General features: G+C 70.1%; 21 protein-coding genes and 1 pseudogene. 11 read left to right on the forward strand and 11 right to left on the reverse strand.

Going from position 1 to position 24,604, the window contains the following annotated elements; translation table 11 throughout:
• The first annotated feature begins 4 nt into the window (after positions 1-4).
• Together IPJ59_RS07735 and IPJ59_RS07740 are read left to right on the forward strand one after the other, a co-directional pair.
• The gene (locus tag IPJ59_RS07735) at positions 5-1,123 is read left to right on the forward strand and encodes an MBL fold metallo-hydrolase (RefSeq protein WP_293270601.1); all 1,119 of its coding nucleotides are present in this window, start codon (positions 5-7) and stop codon (positions 1,121-1,123) included.
• 83 nt (positions 1,124-1,206) lie between these two features.
• On the forward strand, positions 1,207-1,968 hold the full coding sequence (locus IPJ59_RS07740; protein WP_293270603.1) for a hypothetical protein: 762 nt from the start codon (positions 1,207-1,209) through the stop codon (positions 1,966-1,968).
• Positions 1,969-1,990: 22 nt separating this feature from the next.
• Here the strand turns inward: IPJ59_RS07740 and IPJ59_RS07745 are convergent, their stop codons facing one another.
• The 7 genes from IPJ59_RS07745 to IPJ59_RS07775 form a co-directional block, all read right to left on the reverse strand.
• Positions 1,991-2,851, reverse strand: a complete 861-nt coding sequence (locus IPJ59_RS07745) for a DUF4215 domain-containing protein (RefSeq protein ID WP_293270605.1) — start codon at positions 2,849-2,851, stop codon at positions 1,991-1,993.
• Between the two features lie 67 nt (positions 2,852-2,918).
• Positions 2,919-4,319, reverse strand: coding sequence for a DUF4215 domain-containing protein (locus tag IPJ59_RS07750; protein ID WP_293250062.1), 1,401 nt, complete (start codon positions 4,317-4,319; stop codon positions 2,919-2,921).
• A gap of 7 nt (positions 4,320-4,326) precedes the next feature.
• Positions 4,327-5,481, reverse strand: a complete 1,155-nt coding sequence (locus IPJ59_RS07755; protein WP_293270607.1) for a DUF4215 domain-containing protein — start codon at positions 5,479-5,481, stop codon at positions 4,327-4,329.
• A 29-nt stretch (positions 5,482-5,510) separates the two neighbouring features.
• Positions 5,511-6,479, reverse strand: coding sequence for a DUF4215 domain-containing protein (locus tag IPJ59_RS07760; RefSeq protein WP_293250067.1), 969 nt, complete (start codon positions 6,477-6,479; stop codon positions 5,511-5,513).
• A gap of 58 nt (positions 6,480-6,537) precedes the next feature.
• On the reverse strand, positions 6,538-8,163 hold the full coding sequence (locus IPJ59_RS07765; RefSeq protein WP_293270609.1) for a DUF4215 domain-containing protein: 1,626 nt from the start codon (positions 8,161-8,163) through the stop codon (positions 6,538-6,540).
• Between the two features lie 227 nt (positions 8,164-8,390).
• Entirely contained in the window at positions 8,391-9,674 is a 1,284-nt protein-coding gene (locus tag IPJ59_RS07770) for a spinster family MFS transporter (RefSeq protein ID WP_293270611.1), read from the reverse strand.
• On the reverse strand, positions 9,671-10,261 hold the full coding sequence (locus tag IPJ59_RS07775; RefSeq protein WP_293250073.1) for a DUF1802 family protein: 591 nt from the start codon (positions 10,259-10,261) through the stop codon (positions 9,671-9,673). The genes IPJ59_RS07770 and IPJ59_RS07775 overlap by 4 nt, the downstream gene beginning before the upstream one ends.
• Positions 10,262-10,287: 26 nt before the next feature.
• On the opposite strand from IPJ59_RS07775, the gene IPJ59_RS07780 reads away from it, so the two are divergent.
• The 6 genes from IPJ59_RS07780 to IPJ59_RS07805 all read left to right on the forward strand — a co-directional run bounded on the left by IPJ59_RS07780 (position 10,288) and on the right by IPJ59_RS07805 (position 15,757).
• Positions 10,288-11,787 (forward strand): gluzincin family metallopeptidase, encoded by a 1,500-nt coding sequence (locus IPJ59_RS07780; protein WP_293250075.1) that lies wholly within the window; start codon positions 10,288-10,290, stop codon positions 11,785-11,787.
• A 188-nt stretch (positions 11,788-11,975) separates the two neighbouring features.
• The gene (locus IPJ59_RS07785) at positions 11,976-12,215 is read left to right on the forward strand and encodes a hypothetical protein (protein WP_293250077.1); all 240 of its coding nucleotides are present in this window, start codon (positions 11,976-11,978) and stop codon (positions 12,213-12,215) included.
• Between the two features lie 80 nt (positions 12,216-12,295).
• Positions 12,296-13,195, forward strand: coding sequence for an MbnB/TglH/ChrH family RiPP precursor modification enzyme (locus tag IPJ59_RS07790; protein WP_293250079.1), 900 nt, complete (start codon positions 12,296-12,298; stop codon positions 13,193-13,195).
• Positions 13,192-14,004 (forward strand): HvfC family peptide modification chaperone, encoded by an 813-nt coding sequence (locus tag IPJ59_RS07795; protein WP_293270612.1) that lies wholly within the window; start codon positions 13,192-13,194, stop codon positions 14,002-14,004. The genes IPJ59_RS07790 and IPJ59_RS07795 overlap by 4 nt, the downstream gene beginning before the upstream one ends.
• A gap of 110 nt (positions 14,005-14,114) precedes the next feature.
• Positions 14,115-14,420: a hypothetical protein gene (locus IPJ59_RS07800; protein ID WP_293270613.1), complete on the forward strand. Its 306-nt coding sequence runs from the start codon at positions 14,115-14,117 to the stop codon at positions 14,418-14,420.
• Positions 14,421-14,815: 395 nt separating this feature from the next.
• Positions 14,816-15,757 carry a hypothetical protein gene (locus tag IPJ59_RS07805; RefSeq protein ID WP_293270614.1) on the forward strand — a complete coding sequence of 314 codons (942 nt, stop codon included), beginning with the start codon at positions 14,816-14,818 and terminating at the stop codon, positions 15,755-15,757.
• A 15-nt stretch (positions 15,758-15,772) separates the two neighbouring features.
• Here IPJ59_RS07805 and IPJ59_RS07810 read toward each other — a convergent pair whose 3' ends face one another.
• Entirely contained in the window at positions 15,773-17,194 is a 1,422-nt protein-coding gene (locus IPJ59_RS07810) for a TolC family protein (RefSeq protein WP_293250088.1), read from the reverse strand.
• Between the two features lie 239 nt (positions 17,195-17,433).
• Here IPJ59_RS07810 and IPJ59_RS07815 point away from each other — a divergent pair, with 239 nt between their 5' ends.
• The 3 genes and pseudogenes from IPJ59_RS07815 (at position 17,434) to IPJ59_RS07825 (ending at position 21,755) form a co-directional block, all read left to right on the forward strand.
• Complete coding sequence (locus tag IPJ59_RS07815) at positions 17,434-18,621, forward strand: efflux RND transporter periplasmic adaptor subunit (RefSeq protein ID WP_293270615.1); 1,188 nt, start codon at positions 17,434-17,436, stop codon at positions 18,619-18,621.
• 55 nt (positions 18,622-18,676) lie between these two features.
• Positions 18,677-20,083: pseudogene (locus tag IPJ59_RS37640) on the forward strand (efflux RND transporter permease subunit); the annotation flags it as partial.
• Between the two features lie 148 nt (positions 20,084-20,231).
• A complete protein-coding gene (locus IPJ59_RS07825; protein WP_293271333.1) occupies positions 20,232-21,755 on the forward strand; it encodes an efflux RND transporter permease subunit in 1,524 nt (507 codons plus the stop codon).
• A gap of 50 nt (positions 21,756-21,805) precedes the next feature.
• On the opposite strand, the gene IPJ59_RS07830 is transcribed toward IPJ59_RS07825, so the two are convergent.
• From IPJ59_RS07830 to IPJ59_RS07840, 3 genes are all read right to left on the reverse strand, one after another.
• A complete protein-coding gene (locus tag IPJ59_RS07830; protein ID WP_293250094.1) occupies positions 21,806-22,741 on the reverse strand; it encodes an acyl-CoA desaturase in 936 nt (311 codons plus the stop codon).
• Between the two features lie 92 nt (positions 22,742-22,833).
• Complete coding sequence (locus IPJ59_RS07835; RefSeq protein ID WP_293250097.1) at positions 22,834-23,610, reverse strand: response regulator transcription factor; 777 nt, start codon at positions 23,608-23,610, stop codon at positions 22,834-22,836.
• A 49-nt stretch (positions 23,611-23,659) separates the two neighbouring features.
• A complete protein-coding gene (locus IPJ59_RS07840; protein WP_293250099.1) occupies positions 23,660-24,604 on the reverse strand; it encodes a sensor histidine kinase in 945 nt (314 codons plus the stop codon).

The following is a 24,604-nucleotide window of genomic DNA, read 5'->3' on the forward strand; positions in this document are numbered from 1 at the left end:
CGAGATGTCGACGAGCGCACTCGGGGTGTCGCCGCAGCCTTTCGGACCGGCGTGGCGGACGATCGATGAGATCGACGATGGTTGGCGGGAGCTGCGGCCGGGGCCGCGGCTGTGCGAGCTGCGGGCGCGAGGCGAGGCCTTCGCGCCAGTGTTCAAGGCGCAGGGTCCGGTGCGGGCGGTGCGGACGATCGACCTGCTGCCGTTCCCCTATCCGGTGGCCTTCGCGTTCTGGCAGGCCGCGCCGACGCGGGCGAAGTACCTGCTGATGCGCAACCGCTGTCAGCTGATCGAGTTCGAGGACTTCAGCGGCGCGACGAAGGTGCTGCTGGTCAACCCGAGCGAGGCGGACCTGTCCGCGCGGGCAGGTTTCTTCGAGCAGGCGCGGCGCGAGCTGCTGCCGTTCGTGCCGGCCTCGCTGCTGACGCGCGCGCCGGGTCCGGCGGCGCTGCTGCGTCGGCTGGGGGTCGACCCGGCGCGCGTCGACTACGTGACCTTCGACCACCTCCACGTGCAGGACCTGCGGCGCGGGCTGGCGGGCGAGGGCGGGCGGCCGCCGCTGTACCCCAACGCGAAGCTGCTGGTGAATCGCCGCGAGCTCGAGACGCTGGCCGCGATCCACCCGCTGCAGCGGCCGTGGTGGATCGACGGGGCGCTCGACGGGGTGGCGGCGGAGCGGGTCGTCGCGCTCGCGGGCTCGGTGTGGCTGGGCAAGGGGCTGGCGCTGGTGTGGACGCCGGGGCACACGCTCGGCAACCACTCGATCGTGTTCCACGCGCCGGACGGAGGCGTGTATGCGATCTCCGAGAACGGGGTGGCGCCCGAGTGCTACCTGCCGGCGGCGTCGCAGATCCGTGCGCTCCGAGAGTACGCCCGCAAGTACGAGGCCGAGGTCGTGCTCAACGGCAACACCCTCGAGAGCGCGCTGTCGCAGTACAGCTCGATGGTGCTGGAGAAGGCGCTGGTCGACCGCGGGGCGGGCGGCGGGGAGCTGCCGAACATCCTGTGCTCGTCGCCCTTCGTGCGCTCGCCGCTGGCCTGGGGGCTGGGGCCGAGTCATGTCGTGCCGGGGGTGAACGGCGGGGCGCTGGGGTCGAGCCTGGCTGAAGGGACAGGTAACGGTTAGGGCGACGGCGACGCAGGCGAGCGCGCCCATCGCAACATTTGATCAGGGCCGCGTGGCGCTCAATTGTGTTATGGCCGTGCCGCGTGATCGTCGGCGTCAGTCTGTCCCTGTTCGTGCTCGCGGCGCCGGAGGACCGGGACTACGTCGGCGCGGAGGCAGTCGAGGCGGCGGGGCCAATCGAGGTGGTCGAGGTGGTCGAGGCGCCCGCGAAGCCGGCACCGCGCGAGGCGCCCGCGAAGCCGGTGATGCCGGGCGCGCCGAGCCCGGGGCGAGCGGCGCGGACGGCCCTCGAGCGGCCGCCCCCCGGTGAGCCGCCGCGGCCGAAGTGGTGGGGCCCGTATCCGCGGCCGAAGCTGACGGGCTTCGGCGGTCCGGTGCTGCAGTTGACGGGCCTGACGCGGTCCTTCGCGGCGATGGTGGGGCTGGCCGGCGGCCTGACGATCCGCCAGCGAGTGTCGCTGGGGGCGACGGCGCTGTGGTTGCTGAACCCGGTCGCGGCCGGCAGGACCGAGGTGGGCGCCGAGCAGCGGCTCAACGTCAACTTCGGCGGGCTGTTGCTGGCGGTGGTGGTCGCGCGGACGAAGCGGGTCGACTTCACGATCGAGGGCATCGTCGGCGGGGGCGGGGCCTGCTTGCAGAACCCGAAGACTGGCAGCTGCTACGCGCGCACGGCGATGTTCGTGGGCCAGCCGGGCGTGGGCCTGCACGTCCGCCTGGCCCCGGTCGTGCGCCTGGCGCTCGGGCTCGGCTACCGCCTGGTCGCGGCGAAGGCCTGGGCCGGACCGAGCAGCCTGCAGCTCGGGGCGCCGGTCGGCAACGTGATGCTCGAGTTCGGGCTGTTCTGAAGCACCTGTCCTTGGGGACAGATCATGGGACGCAGGCCGAATCGACGCACTTCTGGCCGTCGGGGCAGGGCTTGTCGCACTGGCCGCAGTGGGCCGCGGTGACGCGGGTGTCGGTCTCGCAGCCGAGGTCGTGGCCGGCGTCGTCGAGGTCGTCGTGGCTGCAGTCGCCGAAGCCCTGGTCGCAGGCGAAGTGGCAGGTGAGGCAGAGGGCGTGGACGAAGGGGCCGTCGCCCTCGCAGTTCTCGAGCGCGGCCTCGTTGACCTTGCCGTCGCCGCACACGGGGGCGCGGCAGTCGAAGTCGCAGTCGACGGTCTCCTTGTTGCCGCCGGCGTCGCACTCCTCGGTGGGGCTGACGAAGCCGTCGCCGCAGCGGGCGTCCTTGCAGTAGCCGGTGCAGGCGGCGTTGTAGCCGTTGTTCGGGCCGTCGTCGCACTCCTCGTTGAACTTGCTCTGGAGGATGCCGTCGCCGCAGGTGGGCTGGCGGCACAGCGAGGTGCAGTCGTCGTCGTCGTCGTCGTTGGCGTCGTCGCAGGCCTCACCGGGGTTGATGTGGCCGTCGCCGCAGGTTGAGGCGCACAGGTTGGAGCAGGCGTCGTCGTCGACGGCGTTGGCGTCGTCGCAGGCCTCGCCCGGGCCGACGAGGCCGTCGCCGCAGGCGGCCGGGCTGCAGTCGGGCTTGCAGGCGGCGGTCGGGGCGTTGTCGGGGCCGTCGTCGCAGGCCTCGCCGGGCTCGAGCAGCGCGTTGCCGCAGACCGCGGCGGGTTCGCTGGTGACGGGCTCGCCGCTGCTTCCGGACGACGACCCGGCGTCGCCGACCTCGCTGTCGCTGAAGCACGACAGCAGCGCCCACGGGAGCAGGGCGACGCGGAGCCTGTACACCATCGATCTCACCATCGCAGGCGACCAGGCTATCACCGGGCGTCGCGGAAGTTGAGGCGCGCGAGCGCGGTCAGGGCGGCTGCTCGACGCAGTAGAGGTGCAGGGTCTTGGCGCAGCTGACGCTCGGGCAGCCGCTCGTCCAGCTGAGGTTGGTGCGCGTGATGATGCCCGCGGCGCCGGTGCTCTCGGTGTCCTGGAACTTCCACCCGCCGCAGTGGGTGGCGCCCGGCAGCGCGCCGGCGGTGGCGTCGGTGTGGGTCCATGCGAGCAGATCGGGGGCGTCGCACGACTCGCCGGGGCCGACCGTCGCGCCGTATTCGGTGGCCTGGAGCGGGCGCTCGAGCACGCCGTCGACGAGGTCGATCCAGTCCAGCGCCACGACCGAGCCGACGCCCTGCTCGCCCGCGGGCAGGATGTAGGGCAGCTCGCTCTTGTGGAAGCGGGTCGCCGGGCTCGCCGTGCCGTCGCTCAGCCAGGCCATGTAGGTGCCGGGCAGGCCGGCCTGGGTGGCGAGCTCCTGACAGTGGGCGTCGCCGCCGCTGAGGCCGCCGACGCCGCCGCCCTGGTAGGTCTCGCTGGTGACGAATACGAACAGGGCGTCGCGCTCGCACAGGGCGTCGCAGCCGTCGCCGGGGATGTCGATGCCGTCGTCGCACAGCTCGTCGCTGGCGCGCACGCCGTCGCCGCAGACGGAGAGCTGACAGTCGGGGGTGCAGTCGTCGCCGAAGACGCCGTTGCCGTCGTCGCAGGGCTCATTGGCCTGCTTGTAGTTGTCGCCGCAGCGCGGCACGCTGCAGAAGTCGGTGCAGGTGTCGCTGGCGCCGTCGCAAGGCTCGCCGTTGTCGAGCATGCCGTTGCCGCAGCTGGGGATCCTGCACTGCTCGTTGCAGGTGGCGCCGGCGGGGTCGCAGGCCTCACCGGGCTGGACGATGCCGTCGCCGCAGCTCTGCTTGAGGCACGTGGTGGTGCACTGGCCGTCGTCGGCGTTGCGCTCGCCGTAGTCGCACTGCTCGTCCTTGCCGAGCAGGCCGTCGCCGCAGCGGGGCGCGGCGCAGATGGTGCTGCAGGCGTCGTCCTCGGCGCCGTTACCGTCGTCGCAGTCCTCGCCGGGCTGGACGATGCCGTCGCCGCATAATGCGGGGCTGCAGTTGTTGCGGCACAGGTCGTCCTCGATCTTGTTGCCGTCGTCGCAGGGCTCGCTCGGGCCGGGGAAGCCGTCGCCGCAGAAGTTCGGCAGGCACAGCGGGGTGCAGGCGCCGTAGAGCGTGTTGAGCGGGCCGGCGTCGCACAGCTCACCGCCCTGCATCTCGCCGTCGCCGCACATCGGCGGCTCGCCAGTGGGTTCGTCGGTCTCGCTGCCGGAGGAGCTGCTCGAGCTGCCGCCGGTCATGGTCTCGGACGGGCCGTCGTCGACGAAGCAGCTGGCGAGGCCCAGCGCGCAGGCGAGCAGGCGAGCGGGTGCGGCGGTCATGGGCGGCTCAGGTGCCCTGTTCGAAGCAGTAGAAGCGCAGCGCGGTCTGGCACGTGAGGCTGCAGTTGTTGGTCCACCCGCTGGCCTGGCTGTGAGGGTCGCCGGCGCGGCTGCTGCCGACCGGAAAGGCCCAGCCGAGGCAGTCGTTGTCCAGGTTCACGGGGGTGCCGTCGGTCCGGGTGTTGGTCCACGTGGCGCTCTCGGGCGAGCAGGCCTGCGAGGCGGGCAGGGTCATCCCCGACTCGGTCTGGTCGATCGGGTGAGCGAGGCTCGCGCTGATGAGGTCACCCCAGTCGCTCGCGACCGGCGAGCCGTCGGGCAGGACGTAGGGGATCGGCGAGTGGATGAAGCGGGTGGCGGGGCAGTCGTTGTCCTCGCTGAGCCAGGCCATGTAGATCCCTGGCAGGGCCGCGGCGGTGGCCAGCTCGGCGCAGTGGGCGTCGGCCTCTATCAGCCCGCCGAAGGTGCCGACGTAGCGTTGGCTGGTCACGAACACGAAGTAAGCGTCGCGCTGGCAGGTCGCGCTGCAGCCGTCGCCGTCGGTGAGGTCGCCGTCGTCGCAGGCCTCGCTGCCCTCGAGCACGCCGTTGCCGCAGACCTCGAGCTTGCACTCCGGCGTGCAGCCGTCGCCGGCCTCGAGGTTACCGTCGTCGCAGGCCTCGACGTCGGTGTAGATCACACCGTCGCCGCAGACGGCCGGCTTGCACAGGCTGGTGCACGCGTCATGGTCGTCGAGGTTGCCGTCGTCGCACTGCTCGCCGGGGCCGGGAGCACCGTCGCCGCAGGACTCGAGCTTGCAGCTGGCGCTGCAGCCGTCGCCGGGCGCGAGGTTGCCGTCGTCGCAGCTCTCGTTGCTGGCGAGGTAGGCGTCGCCGCACAGGTTCGAGGTGCAGTCGCCGCGGCAGAACGAGCCGTCGACGCCGTTGATCGCGGCCCCGTAGTCGCACTCCTCGTCGGGGTCCTGAATCGCGTCGCCGCAGGTCGGTGGGGCGGTGGTGGTGACAGGTCCGCTGGTGCCGGTCGGCGCCTCGCCGGTGCTGGTCCCGGTGCTGCTGCTGGTCTCGACCGCCCCGCTGGTGTCGCCATCAGGGCCACCCCCGACGTGGCCGGCGTCGACGAAGCAGCCGGCGACGAGCGCGAGCAGGCTGCTCCATGCGGTCACGCGCCGCATCACGCCAGGCTCACGCGGCGTCAAAACGCGCATGATCCGCCCACGCACTTGACGGCGCAGTCATGGTCGCACTCGCCGCAGTGATTCTTGTTGGTGTTGGTGTCGATCTCGCAGCCGTTCGCGGGGTTGCCGTCACAGTTGCCGCGGTCGGGTAGGCAGCTGATCGACTGACAGTCGCCGGCGCAGGTGGCGAAGGGTGGGGGTGCCGCGGGTTCGCACTTCTCGTCCGGCATGTCGACGATCCCGTCGCCGCAGTAGGGGCCCATGGTCTTGCAGTCGGCGCCGCAGCCGCTGTCGTAGATGCCGTTCTTCAGGCCCAGGTCGCAGACCTCGCCGGCGCTGGCGTTGAACTTCTCGTCGCCGCACTGGGCCAGCGAGCAGTCGGCGTTGCACGCGGCCGTCTCGCTGACGTCGTCGCAGCTCTCGACGTTGGCCTGCACGTAGCCGTCGCCGCAGACCGCCTTCTTGCAGGCGATGCATCCGTCCGTGTCGATCTGGTTGCCGTCGTCGCAGGCCTCGCCCTCGTCCATCTCGCCGTTGCCGCAGCCCTTCGGCAGCGTGCAGTCGTTGCGGCAGCCGTCGGCGTCGTCCTGGTTGCCGTCGTCGCAGGCCTCGGCCTTCGCTAGCGGGTAGCCGTCGCCGCAGACGTTGGCCTGGCACAGCGGCGTGCAGGGCTTGGTGGGGCCGTTGGCGGGGCCGTCGTCGCAGGCCTCGCCGCCGTCCAGGCGGCCATCGCCGCACGACCCTGGCGGGTCACCGGTGGTGGTCGCGCTGTCACTGTCGCTGACGCTGCCAACGTCGGTCGCGGGGGTCGTGGAGGTGCTTTGCGGCCCCGACGGGTCGCCGCTGGTCGTGAGCGGCCCGGAGCCGGCGGTGCTGCTCGTGCTCGTGCTCGCGGCGCCCGAGCCCTCCTCACCGAGCCCGCCCGCGTCGAACTTGCAGGCGAGCAGCGCGAGGAGGACGAGCATTCGGTGGCGACGCAGGAGCATGGACGCGGGGTTTCGTGGTGCGCCTCCCTGCGCGGTCGGGTACGGAGCCGAGCTCCGTTCAGGGTGCGGGTTGCTCGATGCAGTAGATGCGGGCCGGGACGTCACACTTGGGCGTGCAGAAGTCGGTCCACTTGGCGTCCTTCGCGGTGGCGAGGCCGCCCGCGCCGCTCGGGCCCATCGTCGCGTCGCTCCAGGCGTCGCAGTGGTCGGTGCCCTTGGCGGTGCCGTTCTTCATCGTGTTGGTCCACACCAGGGCCTCGCTGTTGCACGAGTTTCCGGTTACCGCCTGGTTGGTCTCGGTGCGGTTGATCGGGTTAATGAGGTCGAGGCTGATGAGCTTCGCCCAGTCGTCCGCGACCGTCAGTTTGTCGGGGCGGATGTAGGGCTTCGTCGAGATGTGGAGGCGGGAGACGGGGTCGTCGGTCCCGTCGCTGAGCCAGGCCTTGTAGATGCCCGGCTGCTTGCCCGCCGCCAGGGTGTTGCACTTCGAGTCGGCGCCGGCGAGGCCGGCGAGGTCGCCCTTCCACTTCATGCTGCTGATGAAGGTCATGAACGCGAGGCGCTTGCACGCGGGGTCGCAGGTATCGCCGCCCATGGCGTTGCCGTCGTCGCACTCTTCCTTGTTGTCCTTGTCGATCTTGCCGTTGCCGCAGTCCTTCGCGCACATCGTGCAGCCGTCGCCGGCGGTGGCGTTGCCGTCGTCGCAGTCTTCGACGCCTGCCTGCACGAACTTGTCGCCGCACTCGGCCGTCTTGCACATGTCGACGCAGCCGTCGTCGTTGTCCGGGTTGCCGTCGTCGCACTCCTCGACGCCGTCCAGCACGAGGCCGTCGCCGCACTTGGCGTTCTTGCACATTGTGGTGCAGGCCTTGGTGTCGCTGTTGTCCGCGCCCGCGTCGCACTCCTCCATGCCCGCCCACAGGTTGCCGTCGCCGCACGCGGCGTTCTTGCACAGGCTGGTGCAGGCGTCGGTGTCGTCGGCGTTGTCGTCGTCGCAGTCCTCGCCGGGCTGGATCTTGCCGTCGCCGCAGGTGGCGAGGGTGCAGTTGTTGCTGCACTCGTCATCGTCGATGTCGTTGCCGTCGTCGCAGGCCTCGACGCCGACCTGGACCTTGCCGTCGCCGCAGGTCGCCGCGGTGCAGTCGATCTTGCAGGCCTTGTCGTCGCCGTTGTCGACGCCGTCGTCGCAGGCCTCGCCCATGTTCATCACGCCGTCGCCGCAGAAGGGCAGCTTGCACAGGTCGCTGCAGGCGTCGCTCGGGTCCTTGGCGTCGTCGCACTCCTCCGGCGGCACGACCTCGCCGTCGCCGCAGCCGGCCGATTTGCAGCTGTTGCTGCACTCGTCGCCGTTGTTCTGGTTGCCGTCGTCGCAGCCCTCGTTCGAGGCGACGTAGCCGTCACCGCACACGTTCTTGGTGCAGTCGATCTTGCAGATGCTGCCGTTCATCCCGTTGTTGAGCTCGCCGTTGTCGCACTCCTCGCCGGGGTCGAGCTGCGAGTTGCCGCAGTCGGCCGGGTTGCTGGTCGGGTCGCCGGTGGTCGGGTCGACGGTGGTGGTCACGACCGGGCCGGTGCTGTCGGACTCGGTGGTCTCCCCGGTGCTCTCGGCGCCGATGCCCAGGGCGTCGAAGGAGCACCCTGTGAACGAGAGTGCGGCGGCCGCCACGAAGAGGTGAAGGCGCATGATACGAGCTCCTGACATCATGATTAATGCGAGTGAAAGAAGTTGACGACGCAGCGAGACTTTCGTGCCGCGGCGCCAGAACACCATACGGGAGCCGCTGTCCGGCTGTCTACTTCAGTCGAGCGTGAACGAGCGGCCGCGCTGCGAGCCACCGACCAGGGGCACCGGCGAGGCCGCGAGCTGTGGGCTGCGGCCGACAGCTCGTGCGGGCGGATCTGCCCAAGGCCTCAGCCGGGGTAGGTCATCAGCCCGTTGGGCTGCCGGGCGATCCAGCGCGCACCGCGGAGCAGCACGACGCCGCCGACCGCCACCGGGATCGCCGTCGCCGCGACGGCCAGGCTGAGCCCGGCCGCGGCACTGCCGAGCACCGGCGTCGCCGCGTCGCTCACCACCCCGAGCAGCACGTTGGAGAGCGCGTCGCCGAAGGCGTGGATGCACAGCACGTTGACCGCGAACGCGGCCCCCCGCATCTGCACCGGCACGCAGCCGATCAGCGCCGCGTTGAGCGGCCCGGTGTTGAGGAAGAGCAACATCTCGGCGACAAACACGACGATGAAGATGCCGGGCAGCCAGCCGATCACGGTCATCAGCACGATGAAGGGGCTGCTGGCCAGCAGACCCATCCCGCTGAGCCGGAAGAAGCCCCCGGGCGAGCGCGCCTGCATGCGGTCGCCGAGGCGCCCGCCGAGCAGGGTCCCGCAGATCCCGGCGATGACCGTCACGCCGCCGAAGATCGTCCCCGCCTGGCCCGCGCTCATGCCGTGCACGCGCTCGAGGTAGCTCGGCATCCACAGCGCGAGCCCGCCGATCGTGAAGGTCAGCAGCGCGAGGCCGACGGTGTTGATCCGCCACGCCGGGGTCTTGAACAGACGCTTGATCGTGGCCCCCAGCGACATGCCCGGACCCGACGACAGCGGCTCGTCGTCGTACTGCCCGCGCTTCGGCTCGACCATCAGAAAGGCCAGCAGCGCGAACAGCAGGCCCGGCAGGCCGCCGACCAGGAACACGGCGCGCCAGCCGTAGAACTCGCCGATGTAGCCGCCGAGGATGTAGCCGAGCGCCGAGCCCACCGGGGTCGCGAGGTAGAAGTACGCGAGCTTGCGGCTGCGCAGGTCCTTGCTGTAGAGGTCAGCGATGATCGACGGGGCGATCGTCGCGTAGCAGGCCTCGCCCACGCCGAGCAGCGCCCGCGCGACCAGCAGCTCGTGGTAGTCGCGGGCGAAGGCCGCGGCGACGGTGGCCAGGCTCCACAGCAGCACCCCACCGGCGATCAGGTTCTTGCGCCGCATGCGGTCGCCGAGGAAGCCGACCGGCGCGACCACCGTGTAGACGATCACGAACATGCTGCCGAGCAGGCCGCCCTGCGCGTCGGTCAGCGCCCACTCGGTCTTGATGCTCTCGAGCACCGCGCTCAGCAGGCGCTGGTCGATGTAGTTGAGGAAGTTGACCGTCGTCAGGACGATCATGATGTAGACGGGCCAGCTCCGGACCCCACCGCTCGTCCCGTTCATGCGCCCGTCTCCTCGCCCAAGAGCTCATGGAGGCGCGCACGCTGGCGGGCGTGCTCCTCGTCGCTCGCCACTGCTACAGCCTCGCCGCCGACCGGCGCGTCGAGCCGCACCCACGACACGCAACCGGCGTAACCTGGCCGATCGCGCAGCTCCACCGCCTGCGTCAGCCGTCGGGTCCGCAGGTGGAGCACCCACAGCCCCGGCCGACGGTAGGCGAAGCGCTCGGCGACCGCGCGCTCGCTCAGCACGTGCAGCCCGGCCAGCCCCGCCAGCGAGGCCAGCGACGCCACCCACCACAGCCCCGTGACCTCGGCGTGCAGCTCGAAGCGCAGCAGCCCGGAGGTCGGCGGGCGCAGCTCGGCGAGCGCCGCGTGCTGCTCCGGGACCAGGTCGCGCTCGCGGCCGGGATCTTGCGCATGAAAGTAGGTCGGCAGCAGGCAGAAGGCCCGATGCTCGACCGCGAAGTCGCGGGCAGGATTGGCCTCGCGGATGCCGCCCTTGCGCAGCAGCACGCACTGTCGCCCGTCACGCAGGGCGGCGCAGACGACCGCCCATTCCTTGAGCGCGACCTCGGCCTCCACATGCATCGCGGCGCCCAGGCTACCATGGCGGCGTGATCAAGGGCGCCGGCGCGGAGCGTCTGGGGGCGGTGCTGCTGCCGCTTGCGCTGGCCTGCGCCCACCAGCGCCCCGGCGACGCGTCGCACGGTTGGGACTACGAGGTCACGCCCACGCCGCAGCTCGACCGCCTCGACGTGACCCTGTGCTTCCACGACGCGATCCCCCGCAGCCTGGTCGCCGACGAGGCGGGCGCGGCCCGCTACATCCTCAGCCCTCGCGCAGTCGCCAACGGCCACCCGCTGACCCTCGCGCCCGACGGCGAGACCCTCGACACCCGCGGCGCGACCGGCAAGTGCCTCGCCTACGCCGTCGACCTCGCGCGCATGGCCGAGGAGGTCGAGGAGCAGCACATGGTCCGCGTCGGTGGGGTTGTGGCCACCAGCCCGCACCTGTGGCTGTGGCGTCCAGGCAAGCTGATCCGCGAGGCTGATGTCAGTCTGGCCTTCAAGCTGCCCGCCAGCGTGCAAGCCTCGGCGCCCTGGCCCGTGGACGACCGCGGCCGCCACCGCCTGCCCTACACCGCCTTCAGCTGGGCCTCGCAGGTGGTGCTCGGCGAGTTCGACGCGCTGCACTTCACCAGCGCCGGGACCGAGTTCGACGTCGCGGTGATGAAGCTGCCGCGCGAGATCTCCGACGCCGGCCTGCAGCGCTGGCTCGACACCGCCGCCACCACCGTCGCCGGGCTCTACGGCGGACAATTCCCGGCGTCGCACATGCAAGTGATCGTCGTGCCCTACCCGGGCGGGGGAGATCCCGTGTACTTCGGGATGGCCCTCCGCGGGGGCGGGCCTGCGGTCCAGCTGCTGATTTCGGCCGCCGCCGGCGACGACGAATTCCCCGGCGAGTGGGTCGCGATCCACGAGCTTCTCCACCACGGCATGCCCTTCGTCCAGCGCGACGACGCCTGGCTCTCGGAGGGCTTCGTCACCTACTACACCGAGGTGCTGCGCGCCCGCGCAGGCTTTCACAGCGAGCGCGACGCCTGGCAGGCGCTGCTCGCCGGCTTCGACCGCGGCAGCCGCTCCGGCGCGGGCCAGAGCCTCGCCGAGGAGAGCCGGCAGATGCACGAAAACTTCGCGTATCAGCGGGTGTATTGGGGCGGGGCCGCGATCGCGCTGCTGGCCGACGTCGCCTTGCGTGAGGCCGGCAGCTCGCTCGACGCCGCCATGCGTCACCTGCAGCGCTGCTGCGCCTCGACGCTGCGCGTGTGGCCAGCGGGGCAGATCTTGCAGGCAATGGACGACTCCGGGCCCGCGCTGCAAGGCTCATCAGGGCAGGCGAAACTTGAGGCCCCGAAACTTGAGGCCCCGAAACTTGAGGCCCCGAAACTTGAGGCGCTTGCCAGTCCGATCTTGCGCAGCGCCGCCTTCCCCGACTTGACGCCTGTCTATAGGAAGCTCGGGGTGAGTATGGTAGACGGGGAGCCAACGCTGGATGAGTCCGCTCCCGTCGCCCATCTCCGTCGCGCGATCTTCTCGCAGCCCCGGCCGTAATGCCGGGACGCTGACGATCGTTCGCCGGGTTGTCGCCGCGTCTGCCCCCGTACCAGACCAGGTATTGGCTAGCAGCGCGGCGAATCGCAGGCGCGTGGTCCCTCGGCCAGATGAAACCAGGTGACCAATCCGGGCCACGTACGGATGGCGCGTCACACCCCACCAAGCACACACAGGAGAAAACCATCATGAACGTCAAGCACATCGCCGCCACCCTCGCCATCCTCGGCTCGACCTCCTTCGCCATCGCCGGCTGCGGCAAGAAGCCGGAGGGCACCGAAGTCCCCGCTGGCGACGGCGCCGGCAAAGAGCAAAGCTGCGGCGCCAATAAGGACGGCAAGTGCGCCGGCGACAAGAAGCCGGCCGACGCCGCCGACGCCCCGGCCGAAGCCCCCGCCGAAGCTCCGGCCGAAGCCCCGGCTCCCTGAGTCGCGCCGACTCCCTGAGTCGAGCACCGCGGGCCAGGGTCTCTCCGGAGGCCCTGGCCTTTTGTTCTCCTCTGTGAGCCATGTCTGTCCCGAGCGACCTGTCCCTTCGTTCAGCCACCGCGCCCACCGGCGTGGGCCTCGGCCTGCGCGGTAGCTTCATCGCGGAGGTCGACGCCGGTGCGGCCGACGGCCGCGTCCCCTTCTTCGAGATCTCCCCCGAGAACCACATGCACCGCGGCGGCGCCGGTCCGGCGCGGCTCGCCCGCATCCGCGAACGCTTCCCCGTCCTCACCCACGGCCTGTCCATGTCGATCGGCGGCCTCGAGCCCCTCGACTCCGACTACTTCGCCACCCTCCGCGAGTTCCTCGCCCCCTTCGGCGAGCACTGGCACTCCGACCACCTCTGCTTTTGTGGCGTCGACGGCAAGCAGCTGCACGACCTCCTGCCCGTCCCCTTCACCAGCGCGTCCGCCCGCCGCCTCGCCGCCCGCGTGCGCGAGGCCGCCGACCGCCTCGAGCGACCCATGGCGGTCGAGAACATCAGCTACTACCTGCCGCTCGGCGTGCCCAGCGTCGACGAGCCTGAATTCATCGCCGAGCTGCTCGAGCGGGCCGACTGCGGCCTGGTGCTCGACGTCAACAACGTCTTCGTCAACGCCACGAACCACGGCTTCGACGCCCGCGCCTGGCTGGCCCGCATCCCGCTCGCGCGGGTGGTCCAGCTGCACATCGCCGGGCACGAGTTCTGGGATGACGTCGAGCAGACCCTGATCATCGACACCCACGGCGCGCCGGTGCGGACCGAGGTCGACGAGCTGCTCGCCTGGGTCATCGAGCGCACCGGCCCGCTGCCGGTCCTGCTCGAGCGTGACAACAACATCCCCGCATTGCCGGAGCTCCTGGCCGAGCGCGACCGACTGCAGGCAGTCTATGATCGCGCGCTCGCACGCCGGGAGCTCGCGGCCGGAGGCCAGCCATGACCGAGGACCGCGAGGGCGCCGCGATCGCGGCCTTCGCCGCCGCGATGTGCGAGCCCGACGCGCCCGCGCGCATTCGCGACGATCTGCCCACATACCTCGCCGAGCACGGCGTCGACCCGGCCGACCGCGAGATCCTCACTCGCCACCGCGACCAGCTCCTCGTCTACCGCGCCATGGTCCACAGCCGCCTGCGCGGCGTGATCAGCGAGTATCTCCCGCGTACCGTGGCGATCCTCGGCAAGCCGCGTCTGCACCGGGAACTGAGCGCCTTCATGGCCGAGCAGGCCCCGCGCTCGGTGTACTTCCGCTGTGTGCCTGGCGAATTCCTCGCCTGGGCCGCACCGCGCTGGCGCCTCGACGATGCCCTCCCGGCCCACCTCGTCGACCTCGCCAGCCACGAGCTGCTCGATCAGGAGGTCCACGACAGCGTCGCCGGCGGTGAAGCAGCCAGCGGCCTGCCGCTCGCTCTCGACCGCCCCGTCCAGCTCGACGGCAGCGTTCGCCTGCGCCGCTACGCATTCGCGGTCCACCGCAACGACGACCCCCCGACCCGCGAGCCGACGGCGCTCCTCGCCTATCGCGACCGCGACTCGTTGCGCATGCGCCTGCTCGAGCTGACCCCGCGTGCCGCGGCCCTCTGCAGTCATCTCTTCGCCGGCGCTTGCCTGCAGACCGCGCTCACGGACACCTGTACGGATTGCGGCGAAGTGATGAGCGACGAATTTCTCGCCGCGATGGCCAGCTTCCTCGCCGACCTGGGCGATCGCGGCGTGCTCCTCGGCGCCGCGGACAGCTGCCCTCCGGGGTGATCACACATGAATCTCGTATCTTCGTCCTTGCTTCGTTGATCTGCCAGTGAGATAGATTGTCGCAGATGTTTCCGAGGGCGAGGCTGCGCCTGCTCTGGATCTTGCTGCTCATGCCGATGCTGAGCGTGCTGGGTCTGGATCTGCATCGCGTCCATCACGCCCAGGAAGAAACCGTCGAGCGCGCCGCACCCGTGACCCCACAGGCGGTCCGGCGCGAGACCGGCGAGCTAAACCCCGGCCAGTCCAACAAGACCAGCCCGCAGCGCCTCCACGCGGGCCTGCACCTGCAACCGGCGTTGACGCTGTCCGGCCCGAGCGCCGCTGACCTCGCCCCCGCGGTGGCGCAGGCCTGGGTCCGCCATGACAGCGTGAAATGGTCGCCGTGGCAGCCACGCGGCCCCCCGTCGGTGATTTGAGATCCTCATCCTGCGGTCATCGATCGGAGCCCCGTGCTCCGATGAATGACCTGCGCCCGTGATCCAAATCCGCCAAGGAGCTGCCTTTCATGGCTCCCCCGTCTCTGACCCCGATCTTGGGGGCAGCGATCGCCGCTGCATTGGTTTCGTCGTACGTCCCACGCACGAGCGCCGCTCCGCCTCCTCCTGAGCCGATCTCCATCCCCGCTTCCGACACCACCCCAGCCTCGCCCGAGCCCGCCCCGGGCCCGCTATTGCGCGAGGCGACCGCCCCCGGCGCTCCTGTCGCCCCTGTTGTTTCTGGGCCGACCGTCCCGACTGCCCCGGCCCCGCAGGGCCCGGCGCAGCCCGTGGTCCATGAGTCCGCCCCACAGCGGCCGGAAGCCCCCACCGAGGTGAGGGCGCCCAGCTATTGGGCCCCGTATCCGCCCCCGAAGCCCGAGGAGTTCCCGCCGCCCGAGGCGCACGAGCCCTTCGACGCCAGCGAGCGCAACAATATCTTCAATCAGAAGATCTCCGGCGAGTGGGATCCCGAGAAGATCATCAACACCGACCGTCCGGACTTCACCGACGTCCTCCCGACCGTCGGCAAGCACGTCTGGCAGACCGAATCCGGAACCGCATTTCGTCACCGTGTCGGCGAGGGCTACAGCTTCAATCGCACGTCCGTGCCGGAGACCACCCTCCGCCTCGGCGTCAGCGACCACTTCGAGCTGCGCATCAAGTGGGACAGCTTCATGTTCTCCCAGCGGACCGGCACCGCGAACGGCGGCACCAACGAGGGCAAGAGCGCCTACGGCTCGGACTTCCTGGTCGGCTTCAAGTGGCTGGCGGTGCCCCAGGCCGGCTGGTTGCCGGGGCACACCTTCCTCGGCACCCTCACCTCTCGCATTGGCACCGGCGGCCCAGCCCAGACCCTGATCCAGCCCGGCGTCAACTGGGTCTACGGCTGGCAGATCAACAAGTGGATGGTCCTGCGCGGCAGCACCGGCGTGGAGATCGTCATCGTCACGCCCCAGCACCGGCTGGTCGACGGCGTCGAGACGCTCCAGCCCAGCTCGGCCCGCACCGTCTTCGACCTCCACCAGTCGGTCGTGACCTACATGCAGGTCGTCAAGCGCCTCGGCATGTACCTCGAATGGTTCAGCTTCTACGACCACGGCGCCGAGCGCACGCACCAACACAACGGCGGCGTCGGCTTCTACATCTACCTGACCCCCAACATCCAGATCGACCTGCGCGGCGGCGGCACGATCGTCGGCACCCACAACGAGGTGTTCACTGGCGCGGGCATCTCATTTCGCGGAAAGTACAAGTATAAGAAGCGTAAAAATTAGTACGAGCAACGGCCCTCAACCTGCCACAATCGTCTGGATCGGGCTGCCGAGCATCGACTCCAGCGTGTACACCGCGTCGTAGTAGGCCCGGTACGCGTCCAGCGCCTCGTTCTGGATGCGCAGGAAGTTCTCGCGGGCCACGAACACCTCGAGGATGTCGACCTCGCCGAGCTCGAAGGCCCGTTGCAGCAGGTTCAGGTTCTCAACGAAGCGCGGCACTACCTCCACCGAGTAGGTCCGCACCCGCTCGGCCGCCGTGTTCACCGAGTCGACCGCCCGCCGCGCGCTGAGGGCCAGCGTGTAGCGGGTCGCCTCGAGCTCCTGCTCCGCGACCGTCAGCTCCGCCCGCGTCTGCGCGCGCGCGGCCTGGTTGCGCTTCCACAGCGGAATCGGCAGCGTGAACATCACCAGGGCGATCTTCGAGGCGTTGATCGTCGCGCCGGGCTCCCACTCGCGGCCGAGGTACACCCCGAGCTGCGGCTCCGGCAGGCGGTCGCGCTGGGCCGAGACCGTGCGCGCCTGACCGAGCCCGACCGCCGCCTCGCGGGCCTTCAAGGCCGGGTGCTCCTGCTGCACCCGGGCGATCAGATCGGCCGCGTCCCGCACCCGCACCGGCGGCTCGAGGACCCCCGCCGGCGCCACCAGCTGCGGCGGCGGCCAACCAGCCATCTCGGTCAGATGAATGCACGCGAGCCGATACTCGAGGTCCGCGTTGAGCTTGTTCTGCCGCGCCTGCGCCAGCTCGCCGGTGGCCACCCGCACCCGCAGGTTCGAGATCTCGCCCGCCTGCGCCCGCCGCGACGCCACATCGAGCAGGCGGGCCGAGAAGGTCGCCGTGCGCTCCGCCGTCTGGGCCCGCGCCCTCGCCAGCAGCGCCATGTTGTACGCGTAGTGCACCTGCGCGTAGGTCTCCCACTGGATCTGCGCCAGCTCCTTGTCCAGCAACTCGCGGTAGCGACGCCCGGCCTTGATCCGCAGCCCACGCTCGCCGCCAAACTCGAAGGGCTGATTCAGCGTGCTCTGCAGCTCGAAGTTGGTGCCGAGCTGGTTCCAGCGGGCCCCCGCGCCGACGTACAGCTGCGGGTTGTCGACCATCAAGGGCTTGGCCCCGGCGATCGCCGCGTCGCCGATCTGCAGGCGCGAGCGGGCCACCCGGACCCGCATCGCATTGTCTCGCGCGTGCCTCATGACCACGTCGAGCGGCAGCATCTGTGCCCCGGGCAGCAGGCTATCGCCGGCGCCTTGTCCCCGGCTGGGCGAAGCCTGATCGAGCGGGTCCAGCGGGTCGAGCTTGGCCGTCGGCGCGTCCATCAGCGGCGGCGGCGCAGTCGTGGTGCCCCGCGCCGGCGCGGCGTGCAGCGCGTGGGCCGGGTACGAGGCGGTCGCTCCGGCGAACGAGACCAGCGCAGTCACCAGCGCACGAGAGCCGCGAGACATGAAATTCATGAGAGTCTGATGCTGAGGCCTCAAGACCCAGGTGGCCGGGCCGTGAGCGACTCTAACATGCTGTGTTTCGAGCCCCGAATCTTTGCCGGTCTCCACGGCCCGCAAACCGCGTTCCTTCGCGTGAGGGTCATCTCTTGACTTCATCGCCTGCTGCGGTATTGCATGGACCGGCGCGCGCGCAGAGCCGCATTTCTGACTCTCGCGTCGTACGTCCTTCTGTGTTTCTCAGCATGCCCTCCACGTCGCCGTCTCGTCCGCCGAGCAAGGCTCCGCTCGCGTCGTTCGCCTCCTGTGCCTGCGTCTTCTGGGCCGTAGGCCTGCTCCTGGGCGGCGCCTGCTCCGACAGCGCGGCATCCCCCAACGACCAGCCAGCGGCCGCCCCCGAGCTGCCCTACTTCGACAACGGCGTCGTCCGCCTCCCACCCGCCTTCGCCGCCCGCATCGGCCTCAAGACCCAGGTCGCCAGCGTCACCGACATCTCGCCGGTGGTCTATGTCACCGGCGTGCTCGAGTTCGACGAGCAGCTCATCGCCGCCGTCGGCTCGCGCATCTCCGGCCGCGTGAAGGAGGTGCGCGTCATCGAGGGCACCAAGGTGAAGCCCGGTGACACCCTCGCCACCATGGAGAGCGCCGAACTCGGCAAGGCCCAGGCCGAGATTTTCTCCGTCAAGGCCCGGGCCCAGTACGCGGGCTCCGACGAGGAGCGCAAGAAGAAGCTGCTCGCCGAGGGCATCGCCTCCCAGCGCTCGCTCGAGCTCGCCTCGCAGGAGTCCCTCGTCACCAGCGCCGAGCTCCGCGCCGCGAAGCAGCGCGTCCAGGCCTTGGGCGGCAGCGACAACAGCAAGGCCCTCGGCGTCATGGCCCTCACCAGCCCGATCCACGGCGACGTCGTCAAGGTCCACGTGTTCCGCGGCCAGGCCGTCGAGCCCAGCTACACCGCCTTCACCATCGCCGACCGCAGCTCGCTGTGGGTCCGCCTGTCCGTGTTCGAGGGCGAGGTCGGCAACGTCCGCGTCGGCGACATCGTCGAGCTGTCCGCCCAGGTCAGCGCCGACGAGGTCCTCACCGGCACCGTCACCTTCATCAACACCGTGCTCGACCCGGTCACCCGCAGCGCCGAGGTCCGCGTCATCGTCCCCAACGAGAAGGGCCGCCTGCGCGTCGGCCAGGCCGTCAACGCCCGCATTCGTCCCAGCGCCGCCGGCAAGCGTGCGCTCGCGGTGCCCCGCAACACCGTCGTGCAGGTCGACGGCAAGCCCACCGTCTTCGTCGCCATCGACGACACCGGCGTGGTCCCCCGGCCCGTCGAGCTCGGGGTCCAGGGCGCCGACCTCGTCGAGATCACCAGCGGACTCAACGAGGGCGACAAGGTCGTGATCGAGGGAGTCTTCGCCCTGAAGTCCGAGCTGTTCCGATGAAGCCCCGCCCATGCTCGCCTCGCTGATCGACCTCTCCATCCGCCTGCGTTACATGATGCTCGCGCTGCTCGGGGTGCTCCTCGCAGGCGGCGTGTTCGCGGCTCGCACGCTCCCCATCGACGCCATCCCCGACATCTCGGGCATCCAGGTCTCGGTCCTCACCGACGCGCCCGGTCTGTCCGCCCTGGAGGTCGAACGCAACGTCACCTTCCCGATGGAGAACGCCCTCAACGGCGTGCCCGGGATGGTCGAGCTGCGCTCGGTGTCCCGCGCCGACATCTCCGCGATCACGATCGTCTTTCAGGACGGCACCGACCCGTGGTTCGCCCGCCAACTGGTCTTCGAGCGCATGCTGCAGGCCAAGGGGGACCTCCCGGCCAACATCCCGACGCCGCAGATCGCCCCGCTCACCACCGGCCTCGGCGAGATCTACCAGTTCGTCGTCCGCTCCCCGGTCCACTCGCGCAAGCAGCTGCGCACCATGCTCGACTGGGAGATCGTCCCGCGCCTGCGCGGCATCCCCGGCGTCATCGAGGTCAACACCATGGGTGGCGACCTCAAGCAGTTTCAGGTGGTCGTCGAGCCCGCCAGGCTCGCCGCCTACAACCTCTCGATCCGCGAGCTCACCGACACCCTCCAGCGCTCCAGCAGCGTCGTCTCCGGCGGCTACCTCGACCGCGGCGCCGAGTCCTTCACCCTCCGCGCCGTCGGCACCTTCGCCGGCCTCGAAGACATCGGCAACGTCGTCGTCAAGACCTCCCCCGAGGGCCAGCCCGTCCTCGTCAAGCACGTCGCCACCGTCCGCGACGGCGCCGCCCTCCGCCACGGCGTCATCACCCACAACGGCGAGGACGAGGCCGTCACCGGCGTCATCATGATGCTGCTCGGCTCCAACAGCCGCGACGTCATCTACGCCGTCAAGGACCGCGTCGCCGAGATCCAGCAGAGCCTCCCCCCCGGCGTCCTCATCGAGACGATCTACGACCGCGCCGACTTCGTCGAGCGCACCCTCACCACCGTCATGACCAACCTGGTCGAGGGCGCCATCGTCGTCTTCATCGTCCTCGTGGTCTTCCTCGGCAGCATCCGCGGCGCCCTCGTCTGCGTCATCGGCATCCCCGCCTCGATGACCATCGCCCTGTTCGGCATGCACTGGGCCGGCGTCACCGGCGACCTCATGTCGCTCGGCGCCATCGACTTCGGCTTCCTCGTCGACGGCCCGATCGTCGTGCTCGAGGCCCTGCTCGCCAGCTACATCGGCAAGCAGCTCAGCCCCGACGAGCGCGTCGAGGCCTACATCAGCACGATCCAGCGCGTCATCCGCCCGGTCGCCTTTGCGGTCGCCATCATCATGCTGGTCTACGTGCCCCTGCTCGGCCTCGAGGGCGTGGAGGGCCGCATGTTCCGGCCGATGGCCACCACCATGGCCTTCGCCTTGCTCGGGGCGCTCGTCTACTCCCTGCTGTTCCTGCCGGCCCTGCTCGCCGTGTTCGTGCCGCCCATGAAGAAGGACGGCGCGCGCTGGCTGCAGCCGATCGGCCGCCTCTACGGGCGCATGGTCCCCGGCGCTGCGCCTGCGCTGGCCGCTGATCCTCGCCGCCGCCGCGGCCCTGGTCGTCTCGGGGTACGTGTTCAAGAACAAGGGCGCCAACTTCGTGCCCCGCATCGACGAGGGCGACGCCGTCGTCACGATCCGCCGCGCCCCCTCGATCAACCTCGAGGAGGCCAAGCGCCTCGACCTGCTGGTCCAGAAGACCCTGTTTCAGTTCCCCGAGGTCATCACCACCCTCGCCATGACCGGCCGCGCCGAGGTCGCCATCGACCCGGTCGGCAAGGACACCAACGACACCTTCGTCCGCCTCAAGCCCAAGAAGGAGTGGACCACCGCGAAGGACCTCGACGGCCTCAGCGTCGCCTTCAAGGACGCGCTCGAGCGCGAGGTCCCCTCCACCTTCTTCTCGATCTCCCAGCCGATCGAGGACCGCACCAACGAGATGATCAGCGGCTCCCGCGCGGACGTGCAGATCATGATCACCGGCACCGACCTGCTCGAGCTCAAGCGCGTCAGCGAGGCCATCCGCGACGCCGTCAAGGGCATCGCGGGCACCGGCGACGTCCGCGTCGAGCGCGTCCTCGGCATGCCCGAGCTCACCGTCAAGCCCGACCGCGCCCGCCTCGCCCGCTACGGCGTGCACATGGAGGACGCCCTGCTCGCGATCGAGGCGGCCCGCGTCGGCATGCCGCTCGGCTGGGTCTACGAGGGCCAGAAGCGCTTCGAGACCCGCCTGCTCGTGCCCCCACGCGCGCCGGTCCCCGAGGCGCTCGGCGACCTCCTGGTCGAGACCGACGACGGCCACCGCGTCCCGCTCTCCGAGGTCGCGACCATCACCGAAGCCGAGGGCCCGGCCCAGATCCGCCGCGAGAACCGCGTCCGCATCGTCCGCGTCGAGGTCAACCTCCGCGGCCGCGACCTGCTCTCGTGGGTCACCGACGCCCAGATCGCCGTCGATGACAAGGTCGTCCTCCCGTCCGGCTACGAGATCCAGTGGAGCGGCCAGTTCGAGAACTTCGAGCGCGCCAGCAAGCGCCTCGCCGTGGTCGTGCCGATCGCCCTCGCCCTCATCTTCGGCATGCTGCTGTGGAACTTCGGCGACGTCCGCTACGCCATCTCCGTGTTCGCCGTGGTCCCCTTCGCCCTCACCGGCGGCATGGTCGGCCTCATCCTCCGCGACATGGAATTCAGCATCCCCGCCGCTGTCGGCTTCATCGCCCTCGCCGGCGTCGCCGTGCTCAACGGGGTCGTCCTCGCCACCGATGTCCGCCACGCCCTCCACGAGGGCGGCCACTTCGACAGCGCCCTTGTGAAGGGCTCCGTGCACACGATGCGAGCCGTGCTCACCACCGGCGCCGTCGCGGCCCTCGGCTTCCTGCCCATGGCCCTGGCCACCGGCGCCGGCTCCGAGGTCCAGCGTCCGCTCGCCACCACCGTCGTGTTCGGCATCGGCGCCTCGACTCTCATGACCATGTTCCTGCTGCCAGCGATCCTGAAGATCACCCTGCGCCGCGAGCAGAAGGCCCAGCTCCACGCCCACCCGCACCACCACCCCGTGGTGGCCACCACGGCGCGCGAGTAGTTCCTGAGAGGGGCCTCAAGGTGCCGGGGCCTGAAGCACCGGCCTGAAGCTCAGGCCTGCTCGGCCATCGGCACGATGACCGAGTCCGGCATCGCCTCGCCACGACGCGCAGCCGCGTCGCGGGCCCGCCCCTCCGCGAGGATCGCCGCCGGCACCGGACGCAGGTCCCAGATCAGACCGACAGCGCTGAGCGCCCGCAGCACGTAGTAGGTGATGTCGAGCTCCCACCAGTAAAAGCCCTGCCGCGTCGAGCCCATGTAGTGGTGATGGTTGTTGTGCCAGCCCTCACCGAAGGTGATAAGCGCGATCCACCAGCTGTTGCGCGAGGTGTCGCCGGTGTCAAAGCGCCGCTTGCCGGTCACGTGCGCCAGCGAGTTGACGAAGAAGGTGATGTGCCAGCACAGCACCGTGCTCAGGCAAAACCCGATGAACAGCCCCGACCACCCGAACAGCCACCACGTCGCCACGCCCAGCGACACCGGCGGGACCAGCCAGTGCTTGTTGAGCCACACCAGCTCCGGATACTTCGCCAGGTCCTTGATCTTGCTGTAGTCCGTGACCTCGGTCCCGCGGTCGACCAGCCACAGCACGTGCGAGTACCAGAAGCCCTTCTGGATCGGTGAGTGCACGTCCCACGGCAGGTCCGAGAACTTGTGGTGCGTCCGGTGATGCGCCCCCCACCACAGCGCGCCCTTCTGCGAGCTCGTCTGCGCCAGGAAGGCCAGCACGAACTGGAACCACCGGCTGGTCTTGTAGGTGCGGTGTGAAAAGTAGCGGTGGTACACGCCCGTCACCGCGAACATCCGCACCGCGTAGAGCACCGCACACACCGTCCAGTCGACCCAGCTCGCCCCCGTCCACAGCGCCCCGAACACCGCCAGGTGGATAGCGATGAACGGCATGAAGGGTCCCCAGTCGTACCCCTGGCTCGGCGGCGGTAACGGCAGGTCGCGGTACTTCTCGGGGATCGGCATCGGCGACGACATGGCCGACCCAATGTCGCAAAGGCCCTCGCGCCCCGCCCGTCATCGTTGTGTCATCACCCGCCCCGCGCAGCCCAATTCACGCGCCCGACGCACTAATCTCCGGGCTCCGCCCCGTCCGCGACCAGACCCGCCACGCCCTCAGGCACGAACTTGTAGCCCGAACCTCGCACCGACACGAAGTGCGCAGGCATCGCAGGGTCGGGCTCAAAGTGCCTCCGCAGACGCATGATGAAGTTGTCGACCATCCGCGTGTTCGGATAATTCGCCAGCTTCCACACCCGCTCCTGCAGCTCCTGCCGGCTCAGCACGCGCCCGGGGTGGTCGGCGAAGTAGCGCAGCAGGTCGAACTCGAGGCGCGTGAGCTTGACCTCTTGCCCGTTCATGCGCGCCTCCTGCCGCTCGCAGTCGACGCTCGCCCCGCCGAAGCGGATCTCCGCCGCCAGTGCCCCGCGCGTCGGCGGCTTCTGGCGCTCCCAGCTGCGCCGCCGCAGCAACGAACGCACCCGGGCCAGCAGCTCGGTCAGCTCGAAGGGCTTGACCAGGTAGTCATCGGCCCCGACCTCCAACCCCGTCACCCGGTCCTCCGTCGAGTCCAGCGCCGTCAACATCAGCACCGGCGTGAAGTTGCCGCCGTCTCGCAGCTTCTTGCACAGCTCGAAGCCCGTCGTGTCCGGCAACATCACGTCGAGGATGATCGCGTCGTAGCCGCCCGCCTGCAGCAGACACTCACCCGCACGACGAGCCGACGCCGCCATGTCGACCGCGTAGCCCTCCAACTCGAAGTTGAGCTTGAGCGCAGCCGCCAGGTGCTGCTCGTCCTCGACGACGAGCAGGCGCGGCGGGCGAGGCGGTGCGGGGAGCGCTGTCACGACTCCCGCTGAACCTACTCAAATTCGCCGCCCACGCCTGCAAAATTCGTCACCCGCGCAGGCGTAGCGCTCGGGTCCGTGGTCGGCTCGGCAGCACCACCCGCATCGTCGTCCCCTGACCCGCGCCCGCGGACTCCGCGGTGACCCGGCCGCCCAGCGAGCGCACCAGCGTCGAGACCACGAAGAGCCCGAGCCCGGTGCCGCGACGCGAGCGCACGTCCTCGTTGGGCGCGCGATAGAAGCGGTCGAAGACCCGCCGCAGGTCGGCGCGCTCGATGCCGATCCCGCGGTCGCGGACCTCGATCACGACCTGTCCCTTGCGACCTGGCCGCGCGGACAGCTCGACGTCGACACCCTGCTGCGAGTACTTCACCGCGTTGTCGATCAGGTTCTCGAGCACCGCCGCCAGCGCGAGCTCGTCGGTGGTCAGCGTCAAGTCGGCCGGCACGTCGACGCGGACCACCTCCTCGGGCTGGTGCGCCCGGCGCGTGACGACCGCGACGCAGCGGCGGGCCAGCGTCGCCAACGCGATCTCTTGCAGCGGCTGCGAGCTGCGCTCGGCCGGCAGCCGGGTCGCCGCCAGCACGCGGTCGATGAAGCCGGTCAGGCGCTCGACGTCGTCGAGCATCATCTGGCGCAGCCGCGTGTGCTGCGGCGGTGGCAGGTCGGGCCGCGCCATCGTCTCCAGGCACAGCTTGAGCGCCGCCAGCGGGCTCTTGAGCTCGTGCGTGACCGAGTCGATGAAGCTGGTCTGCCGCCGCACCTCGCGGATCTCCCGCACGAGGAACACCGAGAACAGCACCAGCACCAGCATGATCACCACCAGCGACACGATGCCGATCACCAGCAGCCAGGTGTTCGCCACGATGTCGTCGGCCAACGGCTTGGTGCGCGCGATCAGCAGGGTCCAGCCGACCAGCAGCGCCACGCTCAGCGACACCGCCACCGACGACAGCACGATCGGCAGGGATATCGAACGCGTGATGCTCGGCAC

The sequence above is a fragment of the Nannocystis sp. genome (genome assembly GCF_016714285.1).
Classification (GTDB): Bacteria; Myxococcota_A; Polyangia; order Nannocystales; family Nannocystaceae; genus Nannocystis.